Raw genomic sequence first — 18,053 nt, forward strand, 5'->3', positions numbered from 1 at the left:
AACAAGGCTTTTAAGATATTAGATATGACTCAATTAAGTGCCAAGCAAAATATTCAGGCGATTGTGAAAGCCATAAAAGCGGAAGAAGCATTACTTCGTCAAAAATACCCATTACTTGCACATCAAAATACCTTAGGGTTAATTATTTTATTGCTGTCGCTTAGCGCATTAATTGGTGTTGGTGCTTTATATTATTTAGCCCTAATACCTGCTTGGGTATGTATAGTACTTGCGGCTATTGCTGCGTCTATTTCCCATGAGTTAGAGCACGACCTTATACATAAACAATACTTTAGTAACCAGCCTTTCATGCATAACTTTATGATGTTAGCAGTATGGTTAATGCGGCCAAATACTATTAGCCCATGGTACCGACGTAAAATGCATTTACACCATCACAAAACCTCAGGCACACAACAAGACCTAGAAGAACGCTTGGTGGGTAACGGTATTAAAAATCCATTTTTACGTGCGCTAGTTATTGTAGATGGGTTATTAGGGTTAGTTATTTCTACTAAACGTTTTAGAAAAGAAATTAATGGCTTTAGTTTTTCGAGTGTTTTTAATGCGGGACTTCCGATAGCGACTGCGTATTTTGCTGTTTTATATAGCGTTATTGTATTTCATATCGTTGATTTATTTATACCACTTTCGCTAAATTCGCCTAGCTGGGTACTAAGCATAATGCACGTGTTTGAATTTTTAATGGTTGTGCTCATTGTGCCTAATATTATTCGCTCAAGCTCGCTTAATTTTGTTACCTCAAGCATGCATTACTATGGTGGCGTTAATAACATGCTTGAACAAACTCATGTACTAACGAGTCGTTTATTTATGCCGTTTCACTTGTTTTGTTTTAACTTTGGTAAAACGCATACCATTCATCATTTTGTGCCAAATCAGCCGTTTTATTTACGCCAAATGCTAAGTAAAAAAATACTTAAAGTAATGGCGCAGCACAACGTGCGCTTTAACGATTTTGACAGCATTAAAAATGCGAATGCATTTAAAGCCTAGATAAAGCTAAGTGCAATTAACGCAGTGAAAACAGACAAACATTATTACATGAGTGGTTTAATTGCTAATGTTATAAAAGGCTTTCTGCTGACGCCATTGTTTGTATAATTCTTGGCATAGAGACGAAGGCATATAAATAATCCTTAGCTCTAAAGTGGTTTGTCTTTATCTTCTCGTGTTTAGAAAGTTAAAGCAAAATGACGCCAGCGTGATGAAAGTGGTAGGCGTGGGGAATTCAAAACCCCCTAGCGAAAGGTGTGTCGGTGCGAGCCTGCCCGCTGGATGAATTAATTACTCTTACTACATTTGAATGTGCTTATGTGAGCTTTACTTAGCACTAAAAGCTCCGTACGCTTACTTACCCTCTAAAAACGCGATGAACTCTCCAGCCGATACATACCAAATATCATCTTTATTTGAGAGTGTCTGAATAAGCTGCTCGGCGTAATCCCAGTTATTGTTTTTTGTATTTTTGTCAAACTCCCACGAATGGCCCCAAATCATCATCACAGTGAGTTTATTGCTGTTTAGCGCTAAGTATTGCTCTATTAATGGCATTGCGTTTGAGTGGTGAACGGTTGGGTGCCACGCCATGTAGTTAGTAGGGAGTTCAAAATTAAGGGTGTCGTTTACTGTTCGGGCATTAGTAAAGCCAGCTTGCTTTACTAATTTCATCGCAGCTTTATCGTACGAGCCTAAAGGGTACGCAAATGATTGCAAAGGGCTGCCTTTAATTGGCGATAAAATTTGCTTATCACGGGCTAATTGTAATTTCAGCTCTGCTGTATCTAAGTCCGCAAAGCCGGGGTGTGAGTAACTATGGCTTGCTATTTCATGACCTTTATAAAGTGCTTTTACTTCACTTTGTTTAATATATTCGCCTTCTTTACCGGTAAAGGCTTTCATCCATGGTAGCTTTTTAGCAAATAATCCTGAGTTTAAATTAAATGTGCCAACAACCTGGTATTTATTAAATAGCGCCACGAGCTTTCTGTCTTGTGTAACGCCATCGTCGTAACTAAAAATAACGGCTTTAGTCGCGCCGTTAGGGTAGCTTTTTGCAGGCACTTTATTGGCTGTACAAGTAAAGCTTACCGCCATTAACATACCAATTAATAAGTACTTCATTTTAATGTCTTCATTATAGGTGCAAGTTGCTTAGCCCAAAGGGCATAGCCTGCCTCGTTTAAATGGGTACCATCGGTAGTGAGCGCTTCATTAAGCGTGCCTTGTGCGCCTAAAAATGCTGGGTGTAAGTCTATGTAGGTAAATCGTGCGTGCTTAATTGCTTTAATTTGCTTGTTAACCGTTTGCGCCATTTGAGTTATAAAATCGCGATGATCTGGCAAAATACTTTGTACATAAATTTGTGTATTAGGTAGCGCCTCATTGAGCTGAGTCACTATTTTTTCGATATTTTCACTTATCGACGATAGGTTTTTTACTTGCTTTATATAGTGAAAATTAAAAATATCGTTTACGCCAATTTTTAAAAATATAGCTTTAGGAGGGGCTGCTTTTAATTCGTTTAAACGCGCTAAAACACCGTAGGTCATATCGCCACTAATACCGCGGTTTCTTACGCGTAGGTCGTTAAATCTAATGGCCCAATTCAATCCTTGCTCAGTAATGCTATCACCAACAAATACAATATCGCCTTTACGTAAAGGTTGCAGCTTAAAGTGCGCTGTGCGCTCGCCATAGTGGTTTTTTAACCACTGCGACTGAAAAGGAATGAGCGTTTCAGCATTGGCTTTAAAACTAATTAAAGCCGTCCACATTATGAACGCGATAAATATAAAATAGGTGTATTGGTGTGTGTTAATACTTGGTTTATAATTCATAAAAAGCTGCGCTTATAGACATACTAATTTTTCAATGTATCTATAAACGCCGGATTTTGATATATGTTGCATTCGTATTCAGGCTTTGTTTTTAAACATTCCTTTTATTAAGCCTGCTAGTTTGGCTACCCCTAAAGTAAGTAACATCGGTACGCCTATTAAAATAAGCTCTTTTACAAAAGGTAAAATATACATCAATATCGGTGCTATATTTGGCTTTTCTCCTTCAGGTGAGCCGTGGCTATAACCTTGTAGGTTTATTTGCATAGCCCAATCTGTTCGCTCCAAAGTCACCAATATCAGGCTCACTAAAACAGATACAATTAAAACGATGCTGGTGCGGGTTTTCCACTGTTGTTTTAAGTGCTTCATCATTTAGCCTCCTTTGCAAACATACGTTTGGTTAGTTTTACAATCCAGCTCAAATTAAGAGCTAAGTGTACGCCTAACATTGGCATGATAAAAGTGGCCGAATCATGATGTATCTTTGACCAAAAGTCTTGAATATTTAAACTAATATCAAGCGCAGGTAGTAAAGCAACCGACACTAAAAAACCACTCACAAATACCAGTAACATCATTATATAAAGTAGGTAATCCCACACTATGTTAAAACGTTCTCGAGCACTTAATTTAGATAATAAGCGCTTAAAGCTGCGCTGTATCCAATCCCAATGTAGTAATAAGTGAATTGCAAATGGCACTATAAAAAACAAACTAAGCCATTCATGTAAAGGTACGCCCGTCGCTTGTGGTGCGCTTACTAGCATAAAGCTTATAAGGAGTAGTGCATCCATTACATAGCGGAATTTTTGTAAGTTTTGCTTCCAGTTAGACATTGTAATATGACCCTAATTTTTAATTACTTTTTGATTGCCACTATTTAAGGTACGCCCTCCTTAAACAGTAAAAGGCTCAATAAAATATTGAGCCTTAAATTATTACTGAGCTTTTAAATTAAAAAACGTACGACGCGCTTAATTTTACATTGCGACCTGCTTCGTAATCTTGCACGGTGTCGCTTGAGTATGACGCGTGTGAGTAATAGGTTTTGTCAAAAATATTTTCAATACCTAAGGTCATGCTAAGTGCTTCAAGCTGACTTGGTAGCCACTGCATGCTGATGTTATGAACTTGATAGCCTACTTTATGGATATCAGCACCGCTTGATACCGAATCATCCGTTCTGTTAATTAGGCTGGTCCAGTTAAACTTTAAATCATACTGCGGGACTTCGTAGCCTAAATTTAATGAAATACTATCGCCTACTTCGTAGCGTAATTGTTCATGCGTTTCTAACTGTTCTGAATCAGATTTCGAGTAGCTTAAACGCGCACTAAAGAGCGCTTTACGAAGTGAAAACGTGGATTCAAAGCCATCAATATCGTAATCGCCTGAATTTGCGTACGTACCAATTGGGCGACCTTTACCTATAGCCCAGTTATCTATGTAATCTTCAATGCGGGTTTTAAACACATTAAGTGAAAAGCCTAAAGAATCTAAGCCCAATACATTACGTTCTTTGAAGGCAAATCCGATGGCGTTATTTACACCTGTTTCTGCTTTTAGGTTTTTATCAAAGTTAGTGCTGTAATCAACGTAACTTTCACGAAGGCCAGGCCCTTGAAATAACTCAGTAGAGCTTGCGCTTATGCTCCAGTTATCATTAACAAGGTATTTAGCAGCTAAACCAAACGTTAGTTCGTTCCACGATTTATTTAATGAATCGTTAGTACCAGCAGAGTACATATCTACTTTAAAATAGTTGTAGCGCACGCCTGGGGTCACAAATAACTGTTCGGTTAGGGCTATTTCGTCTTCAATATAAATAGCATGAGAGTCAGCTGTGTCTTTGTTAGTTTGAACGTGGTTTGCAATACGTTTTGATACTTGCTCATAGCCTTCACCGCCGTAGCGCAATGTATGGTTAAAGCCAGCAAGAGCAATTTTTGAAGTGGCAAGCGCTGTGTAACCTGTATGCTCAGAGTTGCCTTCTGTGCCTAATGCAATATAGCTCAATTCGTTACGGTAAACGCTGGCACGCAGAGTAATTGCATCGCCTTTATTTAGCTCATAAGCAAGTGATGTACTTGTGCGAGTGTAGTCAATATCTTCTGTTTTAGCGTTTGAGTCTTCAGCAAAGCCAGCACCAAAGTTAGTTTTTACGTAGTAATCGCCTTCGTCGTTATATCTATCGTAAGAAAATACTAAACGATTGCTTTCGTTTACATCCCAACCAAGTTTGAATATTCCGTCAATTGTACGACCTTCGTTACCGGTTACTTCTTTGCCATTGCCGTTTTCAAAATTATTTCTGTCTGTTGAGGTGTAGTAGGCTAAGGCATCAACATTATCAGTTAGTTGGCCATATAATGCGGCAGAGCCTCCAGCATAGTCGTTAGTGCCTAAATTTGTATATAAACGAGCACCAAAACCTTGCCCTGGCTCTAGTAAATCTTTAGCGTCTTTGGTTTCAAAGGCAACACCGCCTGAAAGGCCTCCGGTAAGCACTGAGTTAGTACCTACTTTTATATCAACCGCTTTTAAAATATCAGCGTTAATTAATAAGTTACCCGAGTGATGAAACATGTTGTTGTTTTGGCTAATTCCATCAACGGTAATATTTAAATCTAGGTCGTCAACGCCACGAATATTAATGCCTTGCACTATTGAATGCGAGCCACCCACATCAATACCAGCTTGGTCGCGTAATAAGTCGCTTAAGTGATTTGCTTGTTTTCTTTCAATGTCGTCTTGTAATAACGAATTGTTAGTAATAGTTGTGCCCCATACTTCGATTGTTTCTGATGTGTTGGGAGTCTGTTCGGCCAAGCTAGCGAATGACATACTGGCGCATAAAGTACTGACAATAAGAGGGAGAGACTTTTTATTAAATGGGAGCATATTTATCATTGTTGATCTTTTATTTAATTTTTAACATTATTAAGAATGATTCGTATTAAATAGATCGTAATGGTGAATGGCAATTCAAAGAATATGCTCATAATGAATAGCGGTTATTTATATTTTAAATACTTTGCTTTTAACTAGCTCTCTAAACCATTGGCAAACAGGATCATTATGATGGCGTTGATGCCAATATAAATAGACTTCATCGTGCTCTAAATCTAGTTCTGGAGGGACCACTCTTGCAACTACATCATGATGGCGACAAATATCATTAGCAAAATGGTCCGGTACAAAAAATATTAAATCGGTATTTTGTGCAATGGTGCCAATACTATAAAAGTTTTTTAAGCGTATTGGCGTATTAACATTATCAATCCCAAGTGCTGCAAAGCAGTGGGCAATAGAAAGTGACTTTTCTCCCTGAATCGATATTTGTCCAAAGTTACAGTTACGTAATAATTCAATATTCAGCTTTGTATTAGCTAGTGGGTGAGTACTTGCCATTATTAATTTAAAGTCGCGTTCAAACAACGCTTGGCGATACAGTTTGTCCTCAGAGCTTGTAGGCTTGTGCCCTGTTATTACAAAATGAGTTTCGCCTTTTAGTAAATCTGAAAATTGCGGTTTTGGTAACGTGTCTATTTCAAGAGTGATATTAGGTGCTTGTTCGCGCACATCTTTAATAATGGTTTCTATTAGTAAGTGCATTTGTGGTGGCAAGCCAAATAACTTAATAATGGCTTGGCTGGTTTTAGCATCAAAGGTTTGCTTATTAACCAGTGTTTCGACCATATTCAAAATAGAGTTTAAATCTTGCTGAATCGACTGTGCTTTAGGCGTTAGTTCATATCCACCGGCCATTCTAATTAGTAATGGGTCGTCAAATAAACTACGTAACTTACTTAAAGACCGACTAATTGAAGGTTGGCTCATACCTAACGTCAACGCAGTATTACTAATGTGTTTTTCGTTTAATAGCTGTTTTAAAATAATGAGTAGGTTTAGGTCGAGCTGATTTAAATTCATAATTTGGTTTTATAATGAGCCTGTATTACAAGCTGTTATCCTAGCATTTATATTTGAGAAGTACGTATAGGTCTTTTGTTTTTAGGAATTTAAACATGACTCTTAAAAATAAAAAACAACCTTAATTATATATAAAATGTATAAAGTGATTTGCTATTTACCCTGATTATCAAACCTTAAAGTAAACAATATACTGGTTGTATCAAATTAAACTAACAGGATACAACACAATGAAACCACTTTATTTTGCAGCAGCGCTGCTAGCAACAGGGTTTTTTAATAGCGCATTAGCTGAGCCTACAAAACCAGAATTGTTAACGCCTGAGTTATTAGTCGATTTACCTAACACCTTTAATTCGCCAGCCAGTAGCGATATGGATAAAGAGGGCAATATATATATTACCTCACCAAACTTTCATAACGATGCACTGATTAAAATTGGCGAGATGCAAACACCTGCTGCGCCCCGTATAGGCATGCTTGATAAAAATAACAATTTTAGTAATTGGTATACTTTTACTAAGCAAGATATGGCGCCATCAACAGGTAAAATTGCACCTATGGGAATTGCATTCGGCCCAGATGGCAATGCTTACGTAGCTGATATGCAAATGTGGTTTGATGGCAGTTATAAATCGCGAATACTACGTATTAATGTCGTAAATGGAAAAGCTGTAAGCACGGATGTTGTTGTAACAGGGTTATTATTTCCTAATGCAGTGGTATTTAAAGGCGATGATCTGTTTATTTCAGAAACAGTATTAAAGCTTGAAGGTACTAAGCAGTTAAGTGGTGTGTATAAGGTTGGCATGAGTGAGTTAAATGATCAAAAACCAGCGCATATAAAACCTTTTTTAAGTACTCAAAATCATGACTCACATCTGTTTGATACATTTGCCTCTAACGCGACACTTAAGTTTGGCGCTAACGGCCTAACATTTGATGGAGAAGGTAATTTATACACTAGCATTATGGAAGATGGCAGTGTAATTAAAACCACTATGAACGAGCGCAATGAAAAAGTTAAAACAGAGCTATTTGCAAAAGGCCTAGTTGCAACCGACGGTTTAAAGTGGGACAACCGTACTAACAAAATTTATATTACAGACTTATTTGCTAACGCTATTTATAGTATTGATATGCAAGGTAAATTAGAGTTACTGGCACAAAATGGCAATACCACAGGACTTCATGGGGAGCTTGATGCACCATCTGAATTAATTGTTCGTGGTAAAGATATTATTATTATGAATTTCGACGCCGTGTTCGACAGCCCTAATATGGTTAACAAAAAAGCTGATAACCCACATACTTTATCGGTAATTAAGCTTAAATAACAGATTGCTAGCTGTTTAAAGTTACTAATTTAAATAGCTGCTTAGAGCAGCTATTTTGATAACAGGGCTTCAATTAATAACCTGGTTGAATTGTTACATCAAGCAATCTGCTTTAGCTCTAAATATAGTCGACTACATCAAAAGCTTTACCTGTTTGGTTACTTTCAATTGCGTGTCTAAATGCTTTAGCGGTATCAGCTGCGGTTATACCATTGGTGCTATCCATACCCATTATCTCCATCGTTTCCTTTACAAAATGAGGACTTACGGTATTTACGCGTAATATGCCTTCAAGTTCTAATGCCGCCGCTTTAGCGAATGAATCTAGCGCTGCATTTACCATGCTTACAGCTGCTGAACCAGGCGCAGGATTTTGTGCTAAAAAGCCTGAAGTAAAAGTAAAACTACCGCCTTGATTAATGTACTTAGTTGCCACATGAAATAGTGTAATATTACCCATTAATTTATTACCTACAGTTGTTGTGTAATCTTGCTCACTTATCTCGTTTATAGGTGCGAAGGCAATTAAACCTGCAGTAGATATAACCGCATCAACATTTCCTACTTTTTTAAATAATGCTTCTATAGAGGCTTTATCTTGAATGTCTACCGTGTGTTCGCTGTTTTTAAAGCTCGCTTTAATAACTTGATGATCATGAAGGTCTGCCGCTATTGCTGCCCCAACTATGCCTGATGCGCCTATTAATAATACTTTCATTTTTATTACCTTTAACAATGTATTTTGTGAATGTAAGGTAATAATAAACTCATCAGTAAAGGTGAAAAATAACAAATAAATAATATTATTTGTGATATTTTTAGAATAATAGCCAAGTGTAATTTAGCGAGTAAGTAATGGATTTATTAAAATCAATTCAGGTATTTGAGCAAGTAGCCCAGCAGCAAAGCTTTAGCCGCGCTGCCGAGAGTTTAAATTTAGTGCCCTCAGCCGTTAGCAGGCAAATTAACGAGCTTGAAAAATGGCTCGATATTAGGTTAATAAACCGTACTACACGCTCATTAAGTTTAACCGAAGACGGTAAAGCATATTTACTTAAGCTCAGTGATATTCGTGCACAAGTCACCGAACTTCGCCGCTCCAAAACACAGCTACAACAAATCAAAGGGCTTATAAAAATTACAGCTCCCATAATGATTGGGCAATATATGCTGCCGGTTGCATTAGCTGAATTTAAAGAGCTGCATCAGGACGTTGATTTAGCAATTTCACTTATGAATCGTAAAGTAGAGCTGGTGGAAGAAGGCTTTGATTTAGCTATACGCGTAGGGCACTTAAACGACTCAACAATGGTCGCGCGTAATATTGGTAATATGCACTTTAAAACGGTAGCAAGCCCTCACTATATTAACACTCACGGCATGCCCAGTACGCCTAAAGATCTTAAAAACCATCAATGTTTAATAAATACCGCAGTAACTAATGCCAAGCGATGGTCGTACTTAATTGACGGAAAAAGCACAGTAATAAAAGTAGCTGGTAGCCTTGAAGTTAACGATTCTCAAAGCTTAAAAGCCTTTGCTATAGCTAATCAAGGTATTGCTCAGCTGCCTAGTTTTTACGTTGATGCGGCAATTCAATCCGGTGAGTTAATAGAAATATTAAGCGATTATGTGCCAAGCCCATTACCCGTGAATTTACTCTATCCATCGCAACGTTTATTAAGCCCAACCGTCCGCGCTTTGGTGGACTATTTAGTGCCATTTTTAAATCAACAAAAGCAAAAGTGGTAGGCTTAATTAGCGCTAAAACTTCAAACTAAAAATAGATAAAACCAGTGAAAAGTGAAGTGGCCCTTCATAGTTGGGCATCTAGCTTAAATGGGATTGATTATTGTAGAGCCTTCAGTAATAGTGGTTATAGAGCAAACTAATTATGTTCTCAATAATACATAAGGGCTCGTGCTCATCAATATTATAAAACCAATAAATATAATAAGGACAAACAGGATGAAAAAATCACTAATTTCAATAGCGCTGGGCTTTGCTGCCCTTAGTGCGTTTAATGCCAATGCAAACATTGATCAGCAAGTTAAAAAGATAGAGCAACAGGTTATTGATTGGCGACGTGATTTTCATCAAAACCCTGAGCTTGGAAATCGCGAAACCCGCACAGCAGGTATTGTTGCTAAGCACTTAAAGTCGCTGGGTATGGAAGTACAAACAGGGATTGCTTATACAGGTGTTGTGGGGCTATTAAAAGGCGCAAAGCCTGGCCCGACAGTAATGCTACGTGCAGATATGGACGCGCTGCCAGTTACTGAAAAAGCAGATGTTGATTTTAAATCAACTAAAACCACTAATTACCGTGGTGTAGATGTAGGCATAATGCATGCTTGTGGGCACGACACGCACGTGGCTATGCTAATGGGCGCTGCACAAGTGCTTGCAAACATGAAAGATGAGCTACACGGTAATATTATGTTTGTATTTCAGCCTGCAGAAGAAGGCGCACCTGAGGGGGAAGAGGGGGGCGCTGAGTTAATGCTTAAAGAAGGCATATTTAAACAATACAAACCAGAAGCTGCTTTTGGGTTACACATAACATCTAGTTTGCACAGCGGTAAAATTGGCTATAGAAGTGGCCCTGCAATGGCCAGTGCAGACCGATTTGAAATAACAGTACATGGCAAGCAGGCACACGGCTCTGCACCGTGGACTGGGGTTGACCCCATTGCCGCAGCTGCGCAAATAGTAACAGGCGTAAATCATATTGTTAGTCGCCAAATCAACATTACCAAAGAGCCTGCTATTGTCTCGTTTGGTAAGATAGCGGGTGGGGTGCGTAATAATATTATTCCTGAAGAAGTCGAAATGGTAGGCACAATTCGTAACTTTGATATGGATAACCGAGCACAAATATTTGAAAAAATAAAAACCACAGCCACGCACATTGCTAAATCGTCAGGTGCTACTGCAGAGGTACACATTCACGAAGGTTATCCGGTAACGATTAATAACCCAAAGTTAACTGCGCAAATGTTACCTAGCCTTAAAAAAGCAGCAGGTAATGAAAACGTAGTTGAAATGGGAAAAATAACCGGCGCAGAAGACTTTTCGTTTTACGCATTAGAAGTACCGAGTGTATTTGTATTTTTAGGCGGCACACCAAGTGAGCAAGATTTAAATACAGTGGCTAGTAATCACTCACCTTATTTTTATGCCGACGAATCATCGTTTAAAGTAGGCACTAAGGCGCTTAGCCTGTTAGCTGTTGATTATTTAAACGCACATAAAAGATAGCTTAAACACACCACGTTACGCTATTAGCTTAACGTGGTATTGCTGTTTTATTTAAAACATCGGATCATGTTTTTAGCACTTGCTCAACTTTTAAAATCACTCTCAAAAATTAAAAATCTAACCGAACATACAAATGAACCGGCGAGCAGTTTTTTTATATTTTAAAAATAATGAATCGATATTGCCGGTCTTATATCTCGATTCAATCTTCATAAGCATTAAGGATTTAAATAATGGAAATTACTGGAAGCTGTTACTGTGGTGAAATTAAATACCAAGCAAAGTCTCAAAATAACAACGCACTTGTTTGCCATTGTAGCGATTGCCAACGTATGTCGAGCGGCCCATTTAGAGCAGTTATAATTGCAGAGCCAAATTCGGTCGTGTTTACCCAAGGTGAGCCAAAAGAGTTTGTTAAAACAGCGCAAAGCGGTAACAAGCGTGCGCAAGGTTTTTGTGGCACATGTGGTACAACACTTTATGCAACTAACGAAGCTAAAACTGACCGTGTATATGGCTTGCGTATTGGTGCAGTTGATCAGCGTGATCAGTTTACGCCAACAGCACAAATTTGGGCTAAATCAACATTGAGCTGGTTGAGCGGCTTACACGAAGTACCTGCGTTTGATACAACCCCACAAAACTAGTTAGTTGGGGTTACCAGTATTACTTTTTTAGTAAGCGGTTTGAAATTTATTTAACCAAATGACTGTCTACTTATAAGTCAGTCATTTGGAGAATAATATGTGTAGTTCACCTAAAAGCAGTCGAGCAGTGAAAAAAACAGCCATTAGTTTTAATGATGAGCTTACTCAAGAGCAGCGCTTGCGTTTTGCTGCAAAAGCTAATTTAGCACAAGAGCGCCGTGAACAGCGCGAAGCAACTAATAAACGCTATGAGCAAAAGCACGCGAGTAGTAAACCTTCGTCTGGTTTATTTTCGTGGTTACAGCAGCTAGTTAGCTGATTTAGCTAAAGTGGTGTTTTTACCACTGCCCAAACCACATAAAGCACACAGTACTCCGGCAATAGCGCACAACCACAATGGCGCACTCCAACTGCCTGTTGTAGTGTGTAATGCACCAGCTAGCATAGGACCAATAGCCGCGAGCAAATAACCTACGCTTTGCGACATACCTGAAAGCGACGCTGCTTGTTGCGAATCATCGGTTCGTAAACTAATAAACGACAGCCCCAATATAAAACACGCTCCAGAGCAAAAACCCAGCATTAGGGTCCAAACAAAAGCAAAGCTAGGCATGTAAAGCAGCCCCAAAGCACTGAGTGCACTCAACATGGCTAAAATAAAGCTAAGCGCGCTTTGATCTTTTAATTTGGCAAGTAACGGAATTAATATTAAACCCGGTAATGCAGTCGCTATTTGAAAAGCCCCATGATAAGCACCTGCTTGAGTAGCTGAGTGACCGGTTTCGGTTAATATGCTTGGTAACCACGTAATAATTATATAATTTAAAAACGAGTTTAAGCCCAGCAGTAGGGTAATTTGCCATGCTAGTAAATAACGCCATACACTTTTTGACGTGTCGGTGTGTTGAGCAATACTCGCGGGTTTTGTGTGCTTACTTAATTGCGACATCCATACAATAATGCTCGCCAAAGTAATAAGAGCTGATGAGCCCAGCGCAAGTTGCCATCCTAATCCGTTTAATTGACTAAGCGGAAATACTAAAGTAGAAAACCCACCCGATACCACGCCCATAGTAAGCACGTAGGCTGAGGTCATTAACGCAACCTTAGCTGGGAAGTCGCGCTTAATTAAACTTGGTAATAATACGTTTGCAATGGCAATGCCCACACCAATAATAGCGGTGCCTACAAAAAGCATAGCTGAGGTATTTATTATCCGCGCTGCAACCCCTGCAAGTATAAATAACAAAGCCACAAACAAGGTGCGCTCTAACCCTTGCTTTTTAGCAAGAGTTGCGGCCATTGGCGATACAACCGCAAAGGCAATGAGTGGCAATGTTGTTAAAAACCCAGCTTGCGATGCGCTAAGCCCAAAGTGATTAATAATTTGTTCAAGCACAGGTGCAATACCTGTAAATGTTGCACGTAAATTTGCGGCAATAAGTAATATGCCAAGCACAAGTAATATGCCAGCAAAGCGTGATTTAGGTGTGTTATTTAACAAAAGGGAAGACCATTAAAGCTAATACTTAATGGGCGCTAGTATAAAGGCTTAGCAAAAACTATAATTTAGAGATAATGACATTAAATAACTAAAAACAGACAAAACTATGTTTGATGCAATTGGTTGGGACGACATTAAAAATTTTGAAACTATGGCGCAGCCTATAATAGCCAAAATAGAGCACGCGCATGCAAGTCACGAAATACCACTACATACTCATCCAAAAGGGCAATTAATTTTAGCGCTGCATGGTTATGTAACGTGTGAAGTGTCGGCAAAAATGTGGATGGTGCCTACGCACAGTGCAATTTGGATCCCAGCACAAAAGGTGCATAGTAATAGGGCGTCTGATAACGCGCAGCTTTGTCATTTATTTATTGATAGTAGTAAAAACGGTATGCCGCTAAATACGTGTACGTTAGCTATTACGCCGCTGGTTAAAGAGCTAATGTGCGAGTTGGCTGGGCATAATCAGCACTATACTTTAAATAGTAAAACAGCGCGTTTAGCTCAGGTGTTATTTGATCAACTTATTGAAATGCCCGTACAACCACTTGATTTTGTATTATCTAAAAACGAGGTAATTCAAACCATGAGCGATCAGCTTATAAATATGCCAAACAACCGAAAAACACTACCACAATGGGCTAAGCAGTTTGCATTAACTGAGCGCACATTAGCGCGGTTAATTAAAAAAGAAACAGGCATGACATTTGGAAAATGGCGTACGCAATTGCATATAATTACAGCCTTAAAAGCGCTTTCTGATAAGCAAAGTGTGCAGCAGGTGTCGGAGTTATTAGGGTATGAGTCGGTGAGTGCGTTTATTACTATGTTTAAAAAGGTAATGAAAAAGTCGCCCATGAAATACATGAGCGATTTAAATCAGCTTAGCCCTTAAATAAGCATTACCACGTATAAGTTGCCGAAAGCATCGCGTTACGAGGCCTGCCCGGGAAGTATCTGTCGCCGGTAAAACTGGTGTAATCGGCGCGCTCCGCATAAGCCTCATCAGTTAAGTTAATAATACGAGCAAGTAGCTCAAGATTACTAGTAACTTGCCACTGTGCGCGCAGGCTTAAAACATCATGCCCTTGGTATTTATTTAAGTTTTCTGGGTCGGTGTAGTAGTTACCAACGCGGTGCCACTGCAAAGCAAATTGCGCGTTGTTTAATGCCTGCCATGTTAAATCGATATTAGCAATATTACGCGGCGCGGTATCTATGTCGTTGCCGTTTATATTTAAACCGTTAAGTATTTGGTTGTTAGTATAAGTATGCTTTGCGTGAGTGCCTGCAAAGTTAAGCGCAAGCGACTTGGTGAGCTGGTAGTTAAGCTCAAGCTCAATACCACGATGACGAGAGCTGCCATTATTTACCGTAAAAAAGTCGCTATCGCGGTAAATCGTATTGTGTTTACTCATAGCGTAAACCGACACGCCATAACGTAGTTTTTCGTAAATCCCTTTAATACCCAGCTCTGCGTTATTCGCTATTTCGGCGCTTAAATTTGCAGTGGTTTGCTCGCGTTGTAATTGGTATAGCTCAGCCGCTTGTGGCGCTCTGTAACCGCGAGAAAAGTTTGCATAAAGCGTGTTATTTGTATTGTACTGATAACTAACCCCAAGCTTTGGCGATAGATTACTAAAACTATTTTTAGCACTCGCTGGGCGGCTGTATCGGCAGCCACCAAAGCCGCATTCTGTGCCATCGTCTTTTGTTCTACCTGCTAGCATATTATTGGTGTAGTCGTACTGCATATGCTCGTAGCGCACACCTGCGGTAAGTAACCATTTATTTAATTGCCAATCAATAGATGCAAAGGGGGCATAAAGCGTGGCGTTTACATCGTAATCGTAATGCTTACCTTGGGGTACTGTAGCAACTAAAAATGCAGAGCCCTGAGTTGGCTCGTTTTGGCTTTGAGTAAAGTCGGCTTGCGTGTATTCGCCATCAAGCCCGAGGTTTACTTTTACATTGCTTTGTAAATTATGTTGATAAAGCGATTGTATGCCAAAACCAGTTTGACTGTTTGTTTCAAGCGGTGTGCCGGGTAAAAAGTGCTTAAAAAAGTCCATGCTTTGGTCACGAAAATATAACGTAGTAGAGAGCACATCATCGTTATTTAATTGCCATGTTGCATTGCTCCATGCTCTAAATGCGCGTGCTTTTCTAAATGCGTCAGGGTCAAAGTTTTTTTGCGCGAGGTCTTCGTTTTTATAGCTTTCAAAGCCTGTAATAAATCCAGCCGTTTGCTGATCAAGATTTGTATAAGTAAGGCCTGAGGTAAGTAATAAATTATTATTTGAATAGCGATGGCGAATATTTACTTTTTGTTGCTCTACGCTTTCGTCGTCGCGGTAACCGCTATCGTCGGTAACACTTGCGTTAATGCCGATACCGCTGTTGCCGTAATCGTGCCCTGCGCGTAATTTGTAGCGAGTATAACCGTACGATCCATAATCTAAACCAACTAAGCCACCGCCTTGTGTGGTGTCGGGCGTTATTACATTAATAACACCATGCACAGCGTTTGAGCCATAAAGTGCAGAGCCAGGGCCTTTTAGCACTTCAATACGCTGCGCCATTTCGCTGTGCGCCTCAAATAACTCGTTTATGTTACAAAACCCAGCGGCTCTAAGTGGTATGCCATCCTCCAAAGTCAATATGCCACCACAAGCGCCAGCGCCCGAAAGTACGGGGGAGCGAAGTGCGGGTAAATATTCTTGGCCATTTCCGCGTTGAATATTAGCCCCTGCTACACGTTGAAGGGCTTCTTCAATATGGGTAGGCGCAATGCTATTTAGCTGCGCTTCGCTGAGTGTACTTATTGATAAAGGCATTGGGGTCGATAGCGCTTCAATACGTGATGCCGTAGTTGTTATGGTTTCTATTGCATCGTTGTTTTGATTATCGGCAAACGCAGCGTGGCTAAAGGGTAATATCAGAGGCAAAAAATAAGGTTTCATACATTCCTTGAAAGTAATCTATATTGCATTGCCTCTATAATATGCGGTTTTAATATGCATTTAAACTTGTTGCGTTAAAGCGTACGTAACCTATAAATCCGATACGTAATTGATAAAACAAAACAAGCCACAGCAGGAAACACCAAAGCCAGCACTAAGTAATGCTTAAATAAAACGTAGCCGGTTATACCGCCTAGTAAAAAGCCTGCAATAATGAGTAAAAACATAACGCCTTTACGGGTATCAAATTGCTCACCTTTAAGCGCTTTACCTAGCATTAAACCAAGGTCAGTAAAAATACCGGTTAAATGTGTCGTACGTATAACAGCACCACTGTAATTAGTGGCTAGCGCATTTTGTAACCCACACGCAGCAGACGTTAAAACAATGCCGTAAACGAATGTGTTTTTGAGTAAATAAGCACTCGCAAGTAGTAGCAATCCTTCAATAAAAAGCAAAGTGTCGTAATGACGACCAAGTTTTAATGAGCCACCAGAGAGCAAAAAGCCCGACAGTGCCGAACCCAACATAAAGCTAACAATTATTGAAAGTAACAATAAGGCAGTACTAGGATTAGTTATTGCTTTAATACCAAGTAAAGTAACAGAGCCAGATACATGCGAAATAGCCTGGTGCTCAAATCCTAATAAGCCTACAGCGTTTACTATGCCCGCTATAAATGCGAGCGTAAACGCGCCATATTCAACCCACTTTGGTAGTTTTGTAAACATTGGTTATCTCTTAACGTGTACAGTGTTAATTATTGAGTTTGTGCTTTAAAACGCTTTATTTGCTCATCAACTAATTTTGTATCTATTACGCCACGCTTAAAAGCAATGTAAGTAGGAAACGTAAACTCATTGAACTGCCTAGCGTATACGTTTTTAAATTCCTTTGAGTACCACAAACCCGCTTGATAGTTAGTTATTGCGTATTCAACGCGTTTTTTTTCTAGCAGCTCAAAAGTGTCTTTAGTTGAAAGTGAACGAAGCAGATTATTCTCATCAAGGTTATACTTTTTAGCAATAACCTCAGGCACAGGAACGCCGCGCAGCATTGCTATTGGGGTATTTGATAAATCGTCAGTGAGCAATTTATCTTTGTTTAAAGCAAATAAACCATACTTAGTAGTATGCAAGGGCACGCTTGTAAAATCTAAATACTCTGCTCGCTCTTTTGTATTGGCCAAAGAGAAATAGCAGTCGTAGTAGCCCAGCGCCATTTCTTTTTTTACGCGCGCCCATGGCAGATGAATTACGTCAATCTTAAGATTTAAATTACGCTCAATAAACGTTAAATATTCAATATCTAAACCTGTGAACGTATCGCTTTTCTCATCAAATATAGTAAAAGGCGGGTAGTGAGTTGTTACGCAGCGCAGGGTCTTACTTGGCGCTGCAAGTAATAACGAAGGTAAAGTTAAAGCTAAAAATAGAAATATTGCGCGCATAAATAAAAATTCGATATCTTTTAAAATACATAAATTGAACGCCAATTATACAGTTACTGAGCTTAATTGCATTGATCGAAGTATTTTT

Annotated in this window: 18 protein-coding genes; 7 read left to right on the plus strand and 11 right to left on the minus strand. The window is 39.2% G+C overall.

The window, feature by feature from the left end; genetic code table 11:
* Positions 1-24 precede the first annotated feature (24 nt).
* Positions 25-1,017: a fatty acid desaturase gene (locus tag FFU37_RS02095; RefSeq protein WP_138488594.1), complete on the plus strand. Its 993-nt coding sequence runs from the start codon at positions 25-27 to the stop codon at positions 1,015-1,017.
* A 354-nt stretch (positions 1,018-1,371) separates the two neighbouring features.
* On the opposite strand, the gene FFU37_RS02100 is transcribed toward FFU37_RS02095, so the two are convergent.
* From FFU37_RS02100 to FFU37_RS02125, 6 genes are all read right to left on the minus strand, one after another.
* Positions 1,372-2,145: a polysaccharide deacetylase family protein gene (locus FFU37_RS02100; RefSeq protein WP_039485172.1), complete on the minus strand. Its 774-nt coding sequence runs from the start codon at positions 2,143-2,145 to the stop codon at positions 1,372-1,374.
* Positions 2,142-2,861 carry a GDSL-type esterase/lipase family protein gene (locus FFU37_RS02105; RefSeq protein WP_052201191.1) on the minus strand — a complete coding sequence of 240 codons (720 nt, stop codon included), beginning with the start codon at positions 2,859-2,861 and terminating at the stop codon, positions 2,142-2,144. Before FFU37_RS02105 ends, FFU37_RS02100 begins: the two co-directional genes overlap by 4 nt.
* 78 nt (positions 2,862-2,939) lie before the next feature.
* Entirely contained in the window at positions 2,940-3,236 is a 297-nt protein-coding gene (locus FFU37_RS02110; protein ID WP_239022709.1) for a hypothetical protein, read from the minus strand.
* On the minus strand, positions 3,233-3,700 hold the full coding sequence (locus tag FFU37_RS02115; RefSeq protein WP_138488595.1) for a DUF4405 domain-containing protein: 468 nt from the start codon (positions 3,698-3,700) through the stop codon (positions 3,233-3,235). Before FFU37_RS02115 ends, FFU37_RS02110 begins: the two co-directional genes overlap by 4 nt.
* A 118-nt stretch (positions 3,701-3,818) precedes the next feature.
* The gene (locus FFU37_RS02120; protein WP_138488596.1) at positions 3,819-5,774 is read right to left on the minus strand and encodes a TonB-dependent receptor domain-containing protein; all 1,956 of its coding nucleotides are present in this window, start codon (positions 5,772-5,774) and stop codon (positions 3,819-3,821) included.
* Positions 5,775-5,882: 108 nt separating this feature from the next.
* A complete protein-coding gene (locus FFU37_RS02125) occupies positions 5,883-6,797 on the minus strand; it encodes a LysR family transcriptional regulator (RefSeq protein ID WP_039485164.1) in 915 nt (304 codons plus the stop codon).
* A 230-nt stretch (positions 6,798-7,027) separates the two neighbouring features.
* Here FFU37_RS02125 and FFU37_RS02130 point away from each other — a divergent pair, with 230 nt between their 5' ends.
* Complete coding sequence (locus FFU37_RS02130; protein WP_138488597.1) at positions 7,028-8,134, plus strand: NHL repeat-containing protein; 1,107 nt, start codon at positions 7,028-7,030, stop codon at positions 8,132-8,134.
* Positions 8,135-8,252: 118 nt separating this feature from the next.
* Here the strand turns inward: FFU37_RS02130 and FFU37_RS02135 are convergent, their stop codons facing one another.
* Positions 8,253-8,852 (minus strand): short chain dehydrogenase, encoded by a 600-nt coding sequence (locus FFU37_RS02135; protein WP_039485154.1) that lies wholly within the window; start codon positions 8,850-8,852, stop codon positions 8,253-8,255.
* 137 nt (positions 8,853-8,989) lie between these two features.
* Here FFU37_RS02135 and FFU37_RS02140 point away from each other — a divergent pair, with 137 nt between their 5' ends.
* The 4 genes from FFU37_RS02140 to FFU37_RS02155 all read left to right on the plus strand — a co-directional run bounded on the left by FFU37_RS02140 (position 8,990) and on the right by FFU37_RS02155 (position 12,361).
* A complete protein-coding gene (locus tag FFU37_RS02140; RefSeq protein ID WP_039485151.1) occupies positions 8,990-9,886 on the plus strand; it encodes a LysR family transcriptional regulator in 897 nt (298 codons plus the stop codon).
* Positions 9,887-10,102: 216 nt separating this feature from the next.
* Entirely contained in the window at positions 10,103-11,395 is a 1,293-nt protein-coding gene (locus FFU37_RS02145) for an amidohydrolase (protein WP_002958068.1), read from the plus strand.
* A gap of 233 nt (positions 11,396-11,628) precedes the next feature.
* Positions 11,629-12,042, plus strand: coding sequence for a GFA family protein (locus FFU37_RS02150; protein ID WP_002958070.1), 414 nt, complete (start codon positions 11,629-11,631; stop codon positions 12,040-12,042).
* Between the two features lie 97 nt (positions 12,043-12,139).
* Positions 12,140-12,361: a hypothetical protein gene (locus FFU37_RS02155; protein ID WP_024605837.1), complete on the plus strand. Its 222-nt coding sequence runs from the start codon at positions 12,140-12,142 to the stop codon at positions 12,359-12,361.
* On the opposite strand, the gene FFU37_RS02160 is transcribed toward FFU37_RS02155, so the two are convergent.
* On the minus strand, positions 12,350-13,546 hold the full coding sequence (locus tag FFU37_RS02160) for an MFS transporter (RefSeq protein ID WP_138488598.1): 1,197 nt from the start codon (positions 13,544-13,546) through the stop codon (positions 12,350-12,352). The genes FFU37_RS02155 and FFU37_RS02160 overlap by 12 nt on opposite strands.
* Positions 13,547-13,652: 106 nt before the next feature.
* On the opposite strand from FFU37_RS02160, the gene FFU37_RS02165 reads away from it, so the two are divergent.
* Positions 13,653-14,447: an AraC family transcriptional regulator gene (locus FFU37_RS02165; protein WP_024595446.1), complete on the plus strand. Its 795-nt coding sequence runs from the start codon at positions 13,653-13,655 to the stop codon at positions 14,445-14,447.
* A 7-nt stretch (positions 14,448-14,454) separates the two neighbouring features.
* On the opposite strand, the gene FFU37_RS02170 is transcribed toward FFU37_RS02165, so the two are convergent.
* The 3 genes from FFU37_RS02170 to FFU37_RS02180 all read right to left on the minus strand — a co-directional run bounded on the left by FFU37_RS02170 (position 14,455) and on the right by FFU37_RS02180 (position 17,965).
* On the minus strand, positions 14,455-16,515 hold the full coding sequence (locus tag FFU37_RS02170) for a TonB-dependent receptor (protein WP_138488599.1): 2,061 nt from the start codon (positions 16,513-16,515) through the stop codon (positions 14,455-14,457).
* Positions 16,516-16,589: 74 nt separating this feature from the next.
* Positions 16,590-17,246 carry a YoaK family protein gene (locus FFU37_RS02175; protein WP_138488600.1) on the minus strand — a complete coding sequence of 219 codons (657 nt, stop codon included), beginning with the start codon at positions 17,244-17,246 and terminating at the stop codon, positions 16,590-16,592.
* Between the two features lie 29 nt (positions 17,247-17,275).
* On the minus strand, positions 17,276-17,965 hold the full coding sequence (locus FFU37_RS02180; protein ID WP_138488601.1) for a substrate-binding periplasmic protein: 690 nt from the start codon (positions 17,963-17,965) through the stop codon (positions 17,276-17,278).
* Positions 17,966-18,053 lie beyond the last annotated feature (88 nt).

The organism is Pseudoalteromonas distincta (genome assembly GCF_005877035.1).
Taxonomy (GTDB): Bacteria; Pseudomonadota; Gammaproteobacteria; order Enterobacterales; family Alteromonadaceae; genus Pseudoalteromonas; species Pseudoalteromonas distincta.

Bases quoted from the DNA above. Each gene is read 5' to 3' on its own strand.
- FFU37_RS02105 (WP_052201191.1), bottom strand. From the start codon at position 2,861: ATGAATTATAAACCAAGTATTAACACACACCAATACACCTATTTTATA.
- FFU37_RS02165 (WP_024595446.1), top strand. From the start codon at position 13,653: ATGTTTGATGCAATTGGTTGGGACGACATTAAAAATTTTGAAACTATG.
- FFU37_RS02155 (WP_024605837.1), top strand. From the start codon at position 12,140: ATGTGTAGTTCACCTAAAAGCAGTCGAGCAGTGAAAAAAACAGCCATT.
- FFU37_RS02180 (WP_138488601.1), bottom strand. From the start codon at position 17,965: ATGCGCGCAATATTTCTATTTTTAGCTTTAACTTTACCTTCGTTATTA.
- FFU37_RS02125 (WP_039485164.1), bottom strand. From the start codon at position 6,797: ATGAATTTAAATCAGCTCGACCTAAACCTACTCATTATTTTAAAACAG.
- FFU37_RS02130 (WP_138488597.1), top strand. From the start codon at position 7,028: ATGAAACCACTTTATTTTGCAGCAGCGCTGCTAGCAACAGGGTTTTTT.
- FFU37_RS02150 (WP_002958070.1), top strand. From the start codon at position 11,629: ATGGAAATTACTGGAAGCTGTTACTGTGGTGAAATTAAATACCAAGCA.
- FFU37_RS02110 (WP_239022709.1), bottom strand. From the start codon at position 3,236: ATGATGAAGCACTTAAAACAACAGTGGAAAACCCGCACCAGCATCGTT.
- FFU37_RS02120 (WP_138488596.1), bottom strand. From the start codon at position 5,774: ATGATAAATATGCTCCCATTTAATAAAAAGTCTCTCCCTCTTATTGTC.
- FFU37_RS02145 (WP_002958068.1), top strand. From the start codon at position 10,103: ATGAAAAAATCACTAATTTCAATAGCGCTGGGCTTTGCTGCCCTTAGT.
- FFU37_RS02115 (WP_138488595.1), bottom strand. From the start codon at position 3,700: ATGTCTAACTGGAAGCAAAACTTACAAAAATTCCGCTATGTAATGGAT.
- FFU37_RS02170 (WP_138488599.1), bottom strand. From the start codon at position 16,515: ATGAAACCTTATTTTTTGCCTCTGATATTACCCTTTAGCCACGCTGCG.
- FFU37_RS02135 (WP_039485154.1), bottom strand. From the start codon at position 8,852: ATGAAAGTATTATTAATAGGCGCATCAGGCATAGTTGGGGCAGCAATA.
- FFU37_RS02140 (WP_039485151.1), top strand. From the start codon at position 8,990: ATGGATTTATTAAAATCAATTCAGGTATTTGAGCAAGTAGCCCAGCAG.
- FFU37_RS02095 (WP_138488594.1), top strand. From the start codon at position 25: ATGACTCAATTAAGTGCCAAGCAAAATATTCAGGCGATTGTGAAAGCC.
- FFU37_RS02175 (WP_138488600.1), bottom strand. From the start codon at position 17,246: ATGTTTACAAAACTACCAAAGTGGGTTGAATATGGCGCGTTTACGCTC.
- FFU37_RS02100 (WP_039485172.1), bottom strand. From the start codon at position 2,145: ATGAAGTACTTATTAATTGGTATGTTAATGGCGGTAAGCTTTACTTGT.